General features: G+C 60.6%; 11 protein-coding genes. All 11 read right to left on the bottom strand.

Translation table 11 applies throughout. The features are described from left to right. Nucleotides 1–112: 112 nt before the first annotated feature. Nucleotides 113–1,486, bottom strand: coding sequence for a sensor histidine kinase (locus PV407_RS17680; protein WP_332091250.1), 1,374 nt, complete (start codon nt 1,484–1,486; stop codon nt 113–115). Continuing rightward, entirely contained in the window at nt 1,483–2,160 is a 678-nt protein-coding gene (locus tag PV407_RS17675) for a response regulator transcription factor (RefSeq protein ID WP_332091249.1), read from the bottom strand. The genes PV407_RS17680 and PV407_RS17675 overlap by 4 nt, the downstream gene beginning before the upstream one ends. Before the next feature lie 103 nt (nt 2,161–2,263). Then, on the bottom strand, nt 2,264–2,998 hold the full coding sequence (locus PV407_RS17670; protein WP_332091248.1) for an NAD-dependent protein deacylase: 735 nt from the start codon (nt 2,996–2,998) through the stop codon (nt 2,264–2,266). A gap of 26 nt (nt 2,999–3,024) precedes the next feature. Next, nucleotides 3,025–3,969 (bottom strand): LLM class flavin-dependent oxidoreductase, encoded by a 945-nt coding sequence (locus PV407_RS17665; protein ID WP_442951675.1) that lies wholly within the window; start codon nt 3,967–3,969, stop codon nt 3,025–3,027. A 177-nt stretch (nt 3,970–4,146) separates the two neighbouring features. Next, on the bottom strand, nt 4,147–4,755 hold the full coding sequence (gene wrbA / locus PV407_RS17660) for an NAD(P)H:quinone oxidoreductase (RefSeq protein ID WP_332091244.1): 609 nt from the start codon (nt 4,753–4,755) through the stop codon (nt 4,147–4,149). Between the two features lie 136 nt (nt 4,756–4,891). Further along, on the bottom strand, nt 4,892–6,811 hold the full coding sequence (locus tag PV407_RS17655; protein ID WP_332091242.1) for an alpha/beta hydrolase: 1,920 nt from the start codon (nt 6,809–6,811) through the stop codon (nt 4,892–4,894). A 47-nt stretch (nt 6,812–6,858) separates the two neighbouring features. Then, nucleotides 6,859–7,458 carry a carbohydrate-binding family 9-like protein gene (locus PV407_RS17650; RefSeq protein WP_332091241.1) on the bottom strand — a complete coding sequence of 200 codons (600 nt, stop codon included), beginning with the start codon at nt 7,456–7,458 and terminating at the stop codon, nt 6,859–6,861. A 512-nt stretch (nt 7,459–7,970) separates the two neighbouring features. Further along, nucleotides 7,971–8,948 (bottom strand): RluA family pseudouridine synthase, encoded by a 978-nt coding sequence (locus PV407_RS17645; protein WP_332091240.1) that lies wholly within the window; start codon nt 8,946–8,948, stop codon nt 7,971–7,973. A 157-nt stretch (nt 8,949–9,105) separates the two neighbouring features. Then, nucleotides 9,106–10,362 (bottom strand): hypothetical protein, encoded by a 1,257-nt coding sequence (locus PV407_RS17640; RefSeq protein ID WP_332091239.1) that lies wholly within the window; start codon nt 10,360–10,362, stop codon nt 9,106–9,108. After that, nucleotides 10,359–11,078 carry a class I SAM-dependent methyltransferase gene (locus PV407_RS17635; RefSeq protein WP_332091238.1) on the bottom strand — a complete coding sequence of 240 codons (720 nt, stop codon included), beginning with the start codon at nt 11,076–11,078 and terminating at the stop codon, nt 10,359–10,361. Before PV407_RS17635 ends, PV407_RS17640 begins: the two co-directional genes overlap by 4 nt. 27 nt (nt 11,079–11,105) lie before the next feature. Further along, nucleotides 11,106–11,888, bottom strand: coding sequence for an MBL fold metallo-hydrolase (locus PV407_RS17630; RefSeq protein WP_332091237.1), 783 nt, complete (start codon nt 11,886–11,888; stop codon nt 11,106–11,108). Nucleotides 11,889–11,901 lie beyond the last annotated feature (13 nt).

Genomic DNA, 11,901 nt, shown 5'->3' with positions numbered 1-11,901 from the left:
TAAAGGAAGCTGAAAATAAATTGCTTAAACGAACGGCGGCGGGCGACCCGCTTGCGCGCATGCGAAAAAACCGTTCCCCGCGACCGGAGAACGGTTCGAACGAACGGCCGATTCAGCTTTTGAGCGGAAAATGGACGACGAACGTCGTCCCTTCGTTAACGGCGCTCGAAAACGAAATTTTGGCACCGTGCAGGTCGACGATTTTTTTCACGATCGCGAGACCGAGCCCGTTCCCGCTCCATTCCGACGTCTGCCGGGAGGCGTCCGCCTTGTAAAAGCGGCGGAAGATGTGGCCCTGGTCTTCGGGCGCGATGCCGATGCCCGTATCGGCGATCGAAACGGTCGCCTGCTTCTCGTCGCGGCCGACCGTAATCGTGATCCGCCCGCCTGACGGCGTAAACTTGATCGCGTTGTGCAGCAAATTGGTCCACACCTGGCTGAGCGAATCTTCGTCGGCGACGATGCGCACCGAATCGAGCTCCAGCTCGATATCGAGCTTTTTGCCCGCCCAGAGCGGCTCGCTGGCGACGACGGCGCGGCGCAGCTGCTCGTCCAGCTGGATCGTTTTCGGATGGTGCGGATGATGCTCCGAATCGAGCGAAGCGAGCTTGAGCAAATTTTCGCTCAGCCGCGACAGCCGCTCCGATTCGCTCTCGATCAGCTTCAAGTAGCCGAGCCGCTCTTCGCGGTCGAGCGTATCCTGCTGCAGCAGCTTGGAGAAGCCGCGAATCGACGTAAGCGGCGTCTGGATGTCGTGGGAGACGCTCGTGACGAACTCCTGGCGCATTTTCTCCATTTTTTTCAGTTCGCCGGCCATATGCGTAATGCTCGAAGCCAGCACGCCGAGCTCGTCCTTCTGGTTGATCTGCAGCCGCACGTCGAAATCGCCCCCGGCGATTTTTTCGGTCGCGGCCGTTATTTTTTTGAGCGGACGCACCAAATAGACGGCGGCGAGCGCGATCAAAAACGTTGAGATGAGAATGATCGTCCATAAGTTGCGGAAATCGAAAAAATCGAGCTTGCGGGGCGGGTTCGGCGTCACCGCCGTCACGAACAGCGCGTACTTTTTGCCGGCGTATTCGAACGACGCCCCGACGCTTCCTTGCGGGCAGGCGTCGCCGCCCTCGTTCCGGAAGCTCGAGTACGAGCCGCCGTCCAGCACGAGCCGGACCGTCTCCCCGGATATGGCGCAATTCGAAGCGGAGCCGGGCCGCGACATGTAGCTTTCGCCCGTTTCGGCGTACAAATACAGCTCCTGGCCGCGGCTGAGCTTGCCGGCGATCGACACCGTCTGGGCGATCTGCTGCGTTTCCGTCTCCTGGATGAGCCGGATGACGAGCTTCGCCGCGTTTTGCAGCAGCCCTTCCACGCGATTGTTGAGCTGGTTGCGGTAATAGTGCGAGAACGTAAAGCTCGACAGCGCCAGACTGCACCAAACGACGATAAAAATGACGATGGCGATGCGCATGTACAGCGTCCGGATCAAGGCTGCACCTCAAGCCGGTATCCGAGATTGCGAATCGTGACGATCGCGACTTTTTCCGACGCGTTGAATTCCAGCTTCTCGTGCAGCCGTTTCACGTGAACGTCGACGGTCCGCGCGTCCCCTTCGTAATCGACGCCCCATATTTCTTCGATCAGCTGCGCGCGCGTAAAAATATGTCCGGGATTGCTGGCGAACTTGAACAGCAGCTCGAATTCTTTCGGCGGAATCATCGAGCTTTGCCCGCCCACCGTCAGCTCGAACGTTCTGCGGTCGATCGTCACGTCGCCGACCTGAACCGTTTCCGAATGCTCGATGCGGTACCGTTTCAGCAGCGCCTTTACGCGCATGACGAGCTCCATCGGATCGAACGGCTTGACCATATAATCGTCCGTGCCGAGCTGGAAGCCGCGCAGCCTCTCGGATATTTCGCCTTTCGCCGTCACCATGATGATCGGGATGTCGAGCGACTTTTTCAAATCGCGGCAAAAATCCCATCCGTCCATGACGGGCATCATAATATCGAGGACGATCAGGTCGATTTTCACGTTGGCCAGCACATCGAGCGCCTCCTGGCCGTTCGACGCTTCGAACGTGGCGAAGCCTTCCTGCTGCAAAAACGCTTTGACCAGCTTGCGGATGGCGAGATCGTCGTCGACGATAAGAATTTTGCTCATAACGGTCTATGTATCCTTTCGCATGATCATGGGCACACGACGATTATACGCCCTCTGCCTTAAAATGATATTAAAACGGCGGTTAAAGCCGCGGCTCCCCGGCTCAATCCCGCCCGACCAGCTCGCGCATGACGAGCGAAAACGGCTCGCGTACCAAAACGTCCGCCGAATCGTCGAATCGGGTCGCCGTTTTGTTCATCAGCACGAGCCGGTCGCCCTTGTAATAGCGAATAAGGCCGTTCGCCGGATAAACGGACAGCGACGTCCCGGCGACGATCAGCATGTCCGCGTCCGCGATCGCTTCTTCCGCCGCCCGAAACACGCGATCGTCCAGCTTTTCCCCGTACAGCACGACGTCCGGCTTGACGATCCCGCCGCATTCGGCGCACCGCGGCACCGTTTCCGGCGAGCCGAACCAATCGTCCAGCGCGTAAAACGCCCCGCACGCCATGCAGTGGTTGCGGTGCACGGAGCCGTGCAGCTCCAGCACGTTTCGGGAGCCGGCCTTTTGATGCAGGCCGTCGATATTTTGCGTGACGACCGCCTTCAGCTTGCCGGTCCTTTCCAACTCCGCCAGCGCCAAATGTCCGGCATTCGGCTTCGCGTCCGGATAGATCATCTTCTCCCGGTAAAACCGGTAAAACTCCTCGGGATGCTCCATAAAAAACCGATGGCTGAGCATCTCCTCGGGCGAATGCTCGGTCCCCCGCACCGTCTTGAACAAGCCGCTCTGCGAGCGGAAATCGGGAATCCCGCTCTCGGTCGACGTTCCCGCACCGCCGAAAAAGACGATGCGTTCGCTTTCCGAGACGAGACGCCGCAATTGCGAAACGTCCATAGAAGTCGCCTCCGTATTATAACCGTCTACAGCAGCGCACGGGCCAGCAGCTCGTACGAACGGAGCCTTGATATGTAATCGGGCGCCGTCGTGACGACGATAAATTCGTCCGCACCGTATTCGTCGCGCATCTCCAGCAGCCGCTCTCGCACGCGTTCGGGCGCGCCGACGACGCTTTTCCTTGCCTTGGCCGCATCGTAGCCGCTCTCCGCCGAAGAAACGCCGAAAATCAGCTCGGCGCCTTGCCGCGCCAACGATTGCGCCCGCTCGTCCGTCTCCGCGCAAACGACGCTGACGGCGATCGAAACGCGCGGCTCGTCCGCCGGCCGGGACGGCCGAAAGCCGTCCTTGTACATGCGGACGATCTCCTTGCCGTCCGCGTCGCTCATAAAATGGCCGAACGCGTAGCCCGCGCCGAATCGCGCGGCATAGTCCGCGCTCTTGACGTTCGTGCCGAGCAGCCACAGTTCGGGCGGAACGGCCGGAACGGGACGGGCCGACACCGGGCTGTCGTCCACCCGGAACTCGTCCGCCAACAAGGCGGTCAGCGCTTCGAGCGATTCCGGCAGCCGGCGCACCTGCTCCAAATAGTTGTCGGCGAGCGCCATCGAGACGTGCGCCGAGCCGCCCGGAGCGCGGCCGACGCCGAGGTCGATCCGGCCCGGATACAGCGTCGCCAGCATATGGAACGTTTCCGCCACCTTGTACGGCTTGTAATAAGGCAGCAGCACCGCGCCCGAGCCGATGCGGATCCGCTCCGTCCTCGCCCCGATATGCGCCAGCAGCACCTCCGGACTCGACGATACGATCGCGGGCATATCGTGATGCTCGGCGATCCAATATCGCGCGTAGCCGAGCCGTTCGGCCGTTTGCGCGAGCAGCGCCGCCTGCTCGATCGCCGCTTTCGGAGACGCCTGCTCCAAAATCGGCACCAGATCCAAAACGCTTAACCGGCATTGTGGCATGTCCATTCCCCTTTGCATGCCATCATTATAGCTTACAAGCAGAGGAAACGAAATATCGGGCGTTTGGCGCGCCCATGCCGAAAGCCCCGCTCCTGATCGGAGCGGGGCTTCTTCGGCGCATCGTTCGGTTCGTGCAGGCCGATGCGGATGCCGGGTGGGCGGATAGTACCGCGGGCGGCATGTTTACGCCTGGCCGTTTTTCACCCAGCCGGCTACGGTGACGGTACGCTTCGCCTGATGCATGACGGCGTTTTTGACGTCTTCAATCATTTTGCCGTTCTGATCGACGGAGACGCTCGTCCCGTACGGGTTGCCGCCGGCCGTGAAAATCGAGTGATCGGTATAGCCGGGGCCGACGATGATGGCGCCCCAGTGGTACATCGACGTGTACAGCGCGAGCAGCGTCGCCTCCTGGCCGCCGTGCGGATTTTGCGCGGTCGTCATTGCGCTGACCACTTTGTTGATCGTTTTGCCGTTAAACCAGATGCCGCCGGTCAAATCGAGAAACTGCTTCATTTGCGAAGCCATGTTGCCGAACCGGGTCGGCGTGCTGAAAATGATCGCGTCGGCCCAGACGATATCGTCCGGCGTCGCGACCGGCACGTCTTTCGTCGCGTCGACATGGGCCTTCCATGCCGGATTGGAGGCGATGGCCGATTCCGGCGCAAGCTCCTGCACCTTCAAAATTTTGACCTCGGCGCCCGCCTGCTTCGCCCCTTCCGCGGCCCACTCAGCCAGCTGATAGTTCGTACCGGTCGAGCTGTAGTAAATGATCGCCAAATTGACGGACATGTTCGAAACCCCTTTCGCCTAGTCGAATCACCTAGATTATGCCTTCGATGCGCCGCTCCTATTCATCGGCCACACAAAAAATCGCCGCCCGTCCCGGCCGGGGACGAGCGGCGAAGCGCGATTCGTTTCGTTTCATTTAGCGACCGCGCCATCTGCGCAGATCGGGCAAATCGAAAACTTGCAGCATGCCGGGCAAAATGTGGCCGACCGTGTCGGAAGTGTCGTAATATCGCGAACGCACCCATGCGGCGACGCTGTCCGTTCCGTCCGCCGTTTCGACGGCGGCGATCCGGTCGTCGAGCGCCGCGGCGATTTCCGCATACAAATTAAAGCGTCCGCGCGCGTGCAGCCGGACGGACGAAGCCTCGCAGTCCGGCAGCTCGCGAGCCATGTCCAGCGCGCGCAAAACGTCGTGGCACCGGACGGCGGCCAAGCTGTCGTCCAGCCAGAACAGATCGGTCGTCAGCTTGTGGACGGTACCGTACCAATCCCACAGCTTCAGGGCGTTGATCGGATGCGGCGTGCAGACGCCGTCGCCGGTCACGTCCAGGACGAAGACGATGCGGCCCTGCGAGCAGACGTTCCGGATCCAGTCGAATTTGTCCTTCAGCTTGGTCGTTCCCCGTTCCCACAGCCCGATCGTGACCGGCAGCTTGGCGCCGTCATAGGCGGCATCCCTGAACGCGAACCCGTGATTGAAAATACCTTCCTGACTCCACCATATATAGCTTTCGACGCGCAAGCCGTCCGCGGGGAATAGCTGCAAATGCCGCGGATTCAAGTCGGGGACGATGCGGGAGCCTTCGACGCGCTCTCTCAGCCATTCCAGCGCCCGCTTTTTGCGCTGCTCGTCGGGAATGCCCGCCAGCTTCTCCTCGATCTCGCGCAGGCGATCGACGTTTTCGTCGAAAACGGCGCGGGCGTCGCCGTAATCACCGCGAACTTGCCCGCTGGACGTACAGTTCAGCAGCTCCGGAGCATGCGGAACGATGTCGGCCGCTTTCCGGTCCGACGCTTTGCGCCCGAGCAGATGTTCGGCGAAAAAGGCGGCTGCCGCATCGGCGAGCGCCGGGGTGTATTGGTGCACCGATCGGTCTTCGGCCAGCGCCGGCATGTCCGCGACGCCGTACATGTCCCAAAACCGCTTCGTCCGCGCGACCGTCCGCCGCGTGCCTTCGATCGGGAAAAAGTCGGACGTCACCGCCAGCACGATGACCGGGCGCGGCGCCATCGCCAGCACCAAATCTTCGTGATCGAACCCGAGCTTCGTCATGCCGCGCCATATTTGCTCGGCATCCTGCCCTTGACCGGCATACATGTAGGATTCCCGGTTCATGATAAACGTGCCCGGGGCGGCCGCCGCGATCCGATCGTCGCACAGCATCATCAGGCTCGTCTGCAGCCCGCCGCCGGAGTTGCCCGTCACGCCGATCCGCCGCGGATCGACTTCCGGGAGACCGCTCAAATAGTCGACGGCGCGCATCGCGTCGTGAATAAAATAACGGGCGAGCGAATCGCCGAGCGGCAAGCACGCGCTACCGGCATGATCGTGCTCGTGCGTTCCCGGTCGAACGGCCGCCTGTCCCGTTTCCGGCTCGTAGTAGCTGAATCTTTCGCCCTGGCCGATCGGGTCCATGGCAAGCACGATCAAGCCTTCGGCGACGAGCCGCCGGCAAACCGTCTGATACGGGGCGTACTGCTTGGCGTTTTCGGCATGCCCGCACAAAAACAGCACCGCCGCGGTAGGGCCCTGCAAACGCTCCGGCTTATACAGGCTGCTCGTGACGTAGACGGACGGGCGCGATTCGAACACGATTTTGTCGATCGTATAGCCGTCGAAGGCGAGCGTTCCCGTCCGCCTCGCGTTCAGCGGACGATCCGAGGGCGGCAAGCCGCCGACGCATTCGAGCAGCTTTTCGCGCATAAGCTTGACTCTCGCCTGGTGCCCCTGCACCGACGTTATCGCGTCCCGATCTTTGTCGCCCTGCTCGAACGCCGCCTTGGAGCGGTCGTACACCCATCGTTTCAACTGATCCTTCACGTCGTAAATGCCCAAGTTAAAGCTTTCAAGCTGCTCGATTCGGATAGCCGTTCATCCTCTCTTTACGCGAATAGGACCGTGCCGAACTTCTCGGGCCGGTGAAAATCGATTCGGCCGGTCGGCGACCAGGCGTAAAAATGCCGGTTGCCCTCCGGATCGCCGTCGATCCGGTAAAAGTTGACGTTCCAGCGCGTCCCGGAAACCGGACGCTCGTCGAACGAATCGATCGCGAACGCGATGTCGCATACCCAGGCGCCGTCTTCCGCCGTCGTCACATTTGATCGCAGGCCCGCATCGTCCCATTCCGTATGGACGATCGGCCGTTCCCCGGGTTTCTTGTCGATCAGCGCGTCGAAAACGACGTTGCGCGGGCTGATCTCGTATTCCTTGTAGCGCGTGCCGGCACGCTGCTCGTCGATAAACACTTCCACGACGTCTTCCAAATAAAGGGGATCGTCGCGCTTGCCGTACGTGGCGACGACGTGATCGTCCTCGCATTCGAACCGCACGTGCACCGCGTCGTCCGTTCTGCACATTTTGACCGTCGTCTTCAGCCGGGGAGCGCCCCCGTCGACCGTATCGGTCAGCGCGATCGCGTCGATCCGCTCCCAGCGAATGACCGGACCGGCCTCGTAGACGCAGCGGTATTCCGCTCTCTCCATTCGCTTCAGCTTCCTTTCCCGCATCGCCGCGAAAGGCCGCGATCCCGGCGGCCCGCCTCGTCAGCAATCGATTTCTAACTCATGCGACTTCATTATAGTACGCGCCATTTTTGCGAGTCAATCCATTTATTTTCGATATATGCCCAGCCGCCGGTGAAGTCGCGTTGTCTTGATTCATCTTCGGGCCCCAACACGACTTCAGATGCGGCCCGTAATCGTTCGGCCTCCATCCCCTTCCCTCTCGACCTCCCGCGAGCCGCGTTTCCGGTCGTACGGCTAACGAATCGAGCGATCGTTATCGGGGCTAAAAAGGGGGAGTTGAAATGGCAACAAACCCTGGTAACGTAAATACCCGAAAATCGGGCCGTTTTTTTCCCTTTTCGGCCCGATAACGATGCATGGATTCGTAAGCCTTGAAAAACGTTCGTTTTTCCGCCGATAAGCATCGGAAGATTCGTTAGCCGGCCGGCCCGGATTCGCCCGGGCCGCGATCCCGTGTATGACCCGCTTGATCATTCGACGCCGGCCGGGAGCGAGAACGGGATGCCGGTTTTTTTGAGCACGGAACGGAACAGCGGCGGAAGCGGCGCCGTGAACTCGCGTCCGTCCGGAAGCGCGATTTTCCGCGCGTGCAGCAGCTGATGGTTGACGCCCTCGAACGGCTTCCCGCCGTATTTGACGTCGCCGAGCAGCGGATGGCCGATGCTTTGCAGATGGGTGCGGATTTGATGGGTGCGTCCGCTGATCAGCTCGACCTCGACGAGCGTATGGCGGCGGCCGGTCTGCAGCGGCCTGTAACGCGTCGTCGCCTCTTTCCAGCCGGCTTCGCCGTCGTCCGTCCGCGGAAAAGCGCCTTCCTTCACGACCCGCGTCCGGTTTCCTTTCTCGTCGCGGACGAGCTTTGCGTCCACCGTGCCGCCCTCGGTCAGCACCCCTTCGACAATCGTCACGTAATATTTGTCCAGCTCCCGATTTTGAATCCATTGGTTCAGCCGGTGCAGCATGCCCGCCGTCTTGCCGACCAGCACGAGGCCGCTCGTATTGCGGTCGAGCCGGTTGGCGGAAGCGGGTAAAAACAGGCGGCTGTCCAGCTGCCCTTTTTTGTGCAAATAGGCGTGAACGCGCGTGATGAGCGTCTCCTTTTGCTCGCTTCGGTCCGGGTGCGTCAACAGGCCGGCCGGTTTGTTGACGACGAGCATCTCGTCGTCCTCGTATACGACGTCGATATTGGAGACGACGCCGGCGAATTTGACCTTTTTGTCCCCGGCGCCGGCATTGGCCTCGGCGAATGCGTCTTCCTCGATATAGATCGACAGCTCGTCGCCGGCGGCCAGCTCATAGTTGTCTTTTTTCCGCTTGCCGTTTACCCTCACCTTGCCTTGCTCGATCATTTTATAAATTTGCCCGAGCGGGTAGTTGGGCATCAAATTTCGGATATAGCGATGCAGTCGTTTTCCGCTTTCGGATGGCGTCACGATGCGGGTGATCATAGCGTTAGCACTCCCCGTTCCGGCTCGTTCGTCCGTTTCGATATGTACTGCCGAATTCTTATCATATCATGTCCGGCGCAAAAACGGGAATCGCGGAGTGATACCGTGCCGATTTGACGGGAGCTATTTCCGGTTCCTTACGAAGTGCAAGGCCGAATTAGAAGTGGTTGGTTCCAATTTTTCTCACGACGCTTTCGGTCACCCGGCTTTCCGACAGCCGGATTCGCAGGCCGGGATGATCCGCGGCGATCATGCCGGACTTTCTTTCGATTACGGGCTCGTCGGCGGCAAAAAAAGCGACCGCGCATATGCCGGCGAACAACGGATGCTTTCCCGCGCTCTCGGTCAGCGCGTCGCCGTCCGTCATCTCGATCCGATCCGTACCGGCTTCGAGCCGTACGAAGCGGCTGTGCCGCACCTCCGATTCGCCGACCGTATGAACGTTCGACGGGTCCATCGCCGTAAGGCGCAAAGCTTCGCCGAAGCGCAATTCGATCAAGAATCCGGTCCGGTCGTAAAAGCTGCGCTTCGTCTCCCGCCTTTTCCGAAGCAAGTCGGATATGTCGTTCTCGGCTTGGCGAAGCGCCCGGTCCGTTTCCTCCGGGCCGAAGCCGATATCCGGATCCGCCTCGGCATCGACGACGGATGCCAGCAGCCCGTCCAGATCGCTATGGCGGCCGGCGAACCTTTCGGACCAATTTTCCGCAAACCGGTCCAGCAGCAAGGCAAACGCGCAGCCGATCGGATAGCAGCGTTTTCGAACGGCGTCCGGCGCGAATTCCGCTTCGGGAAGCTCGACGGTATGCCGCCCTAACGATCGGATTTCGATATAATGCGCCAATCCTTCATGCCGTTCCGTAGCCCGTTCGAATTCGACGTATTCGGGAGGCAAACCGTCATAACGGCGGCGTCTGATCTTCAACGCCTCCGCGCACCATTTCCGGGATATGGCGCCGTCCGCTGCCCGTAACGCTCTGCTTACGGCTTCCGTTTCGAGTCGCCGAAGCTGCAGCTGCCGGACATCCTCGACCGGATAGTCGTACATATGAACAAGATTGCCGCCGCGTTCGGCGTAACGAGCCGATTGAAAGACGTGGAACATTTCGTGCACGACGACGGATGCCGCGACCGAAACGTCGTCGCCGGCGATTCCATCGAGCATCACGGTCGCCGTCTCCACTCCGTTCACTACGGCCACCGAATTTCCGCGCACCGAGTCGTGCAGCCCTTCGTACAAGTACGTATCGGGACGGCCGTCTATCGGATGAAACCGATCGCCGGGCTTATCGTGCCCGAACAGCCAAGTGGATGTCCCGTCGAAAACGGCGACAGGGATACGGCGCATATCGAAGCCGTTCCATAACCGATTCGCCGCCATCTTGTCCACGCGTTCCATCATTTCGACCGGACTCACGTTTCGCCCCCTCCTGCCCGCTCTTCCGCTTTCGATTTGCGGCCGACCGCCGCGAAATGGGCGGGCAGCGCATCGACCGTCCGGTCGAGCCGGTCCGGTTCGTCCACGCGCATAAGCGCGAAGCCGGCGTCCATAAAATCGTTGACGTATACCGATAACGGCCGATGGTAGGCGCCGAGCGTCGACCGAATCGTGCCCGTGCCGCCCGATTTCCAAAATTGCTCTCGGTAATCGATCACTTTGCGCGAGCCGTCGCCGAGCGGATGGCTGAACGGCGATTGGAAGCACGGATGCATCACGACCCAAACCATGATCCCGTCCGGCTTCAAAATGCGGCGGCAGGCGCGAAACACCGCCTTATGGTCGGGAACGTCCATCAGCATGACGCTCGAGACGACGAAATCGAACGATTCGTCGGGCACGCTTTCCATGCGCATCGCATCGTCCAATACCCACCGCACCCGGTCGCTCTCGGCCCGCGCGTACGCAAGCTGCTCCGCGCTCAAATCGACGCCGGTGACGTCCGCGCCGGCCGCCGACAGCCGCAGGCTCAGCTCCCCTTGTCCGCAGCCGACGTCGCAGATCGAACGCCCGCGCAAATCGGCTAGCCGCTTCAGCTGCGCTTCGATATAGCGGAACGACGCCTCGGGGCCCGCAAGCCCTCCTTGCTTCACAAGCTTGTTGTACTGCTCGGCGAATCCGTCGTATTGGGCCACTTTCTGTTCCTCCTCTTGCAGGCTCCGTCAAAAATAAATTTGAAACGATCCGAACTCGTGAACGCCCGTGCCGTGTCGGTCCAGACCGGCCGCCGCCAATTGCCGGCACGCCCGACCGACGTCGGCCATGAAAGCCCGGTCCAGCCCCAGATCGAGATGGCCCGGGAGCAGCCTCGTAACGAACGGCAGCCCGTTTACTTTTTCGACGGAACGGACGAACCGGCTCGGATCGGTCGTCGGGTAAAAAGCGTACAGCGTCCCTTTATAGATCAAGTCCGCGGTAAACAAATAGCCCCGCTTTTCTTCATAGATGCACAGATGTCCCGGCGAATGGCCCGGAGTGTGGAGGAACGTCAACGCGCGTCCGCCGAGATCGAGCGTATCGCCGTCGCGAACGAGCGCGGTCGGCTTGCCGCGGAACGGCTCGTAACGGTCGGGATCGAACGAGGGCGGAACGGGAATCGAAATGTCTCTCCCGACGTCGCGGCGGATTTGCTCGAGCGGCAAGCCCGGAATTCCGTCCGTTAGCCACTCTTCTTCGAGCTCGTGCACGTAAATGTCGTCGAATCGGCCGTGGCTGCCGATATGGTCCCAGTGCACGTGCGTCGTCAATACTTTGATCGGAAGACGCGTTATTCGTTTCACGACGTCGCTAATATCGGATATGCCGATGCCGGTATCGATCAGTGCGGCGCAGCGGCCGCCGATCAGCAAATACGAATGCACGTTCTCCCAATGGCCGTACTCGCTGATCGCGAAAGTGTCCTCGTCGATGCGTTCGACCGTAAACCAATCGTCGCGAATATGCATAAATCGATCCTCC

The sequence above is a fragment of the Paenibacillus sp. GYB003 genome (genome assembly GCF_036577625.1).
Classification (GTDB): Bacteria; Bacillota; Bacilli; order Paenibacillales; family NBRC-103111; genus Paenibacillus_AB.
This window is presented reverse-complemented; position numbering and strand designations above follow the sequence as displayed.

Excerpts from the sequence above, each read along its gene's own strand:
- PV407_RS17630 (WP_332091237.1), bottom strand. The coding sequence starts at position 11,888 with ATGCATATTCGCGACGATTGGTTTACGGTCGAACGCATCGACGAGGAC.
- PV407_RS17670 (WP_332091248.1), bottom strand. The coding sequence starts at position 2,998 with ATGGACGTTTCGCAATTGCGGCGTCTCGTCTCGGAAAGCGAACGCATC.
- PV407_RS17665 (WP_442951675.1), bottom strand. The coding sequence starts at position 3,969 with ATGGACATGCCACAATGCCGGTTAAGCGTTTTGGATCTGGTGCCGATT.
- PV407_RS17650 (WP_332091241.1), bottom strand. The coding sequence starts at position 7,458 with ATGGAGAGAGCGGAATACCGCTGCGTCTACGAGGCCGGTCCGGTCATT.
- PV407_RS17645 (WP_332091240.1), bottom strand. The coding sequence starts at position 8,948 with ATGATCACCCGCATCGTGACGCCATCCGAAAGCGGAAAACGACTGCAT.
- PV407_RS17675 (WP_332091249.1), bottom strand. The coding sequence starts at position 2,160 with ATGAGCAAAATTCTTATCGTCGACGACGATCTCGCCATCCGCAAGCTG.
- wrbA (WP_332091244.1), bottom strand. The coding sequence starts at position 4,755 with ATGTCCGTCAATTTGGCGATCATTTACTACAGCTCGACCGGTACGAAC.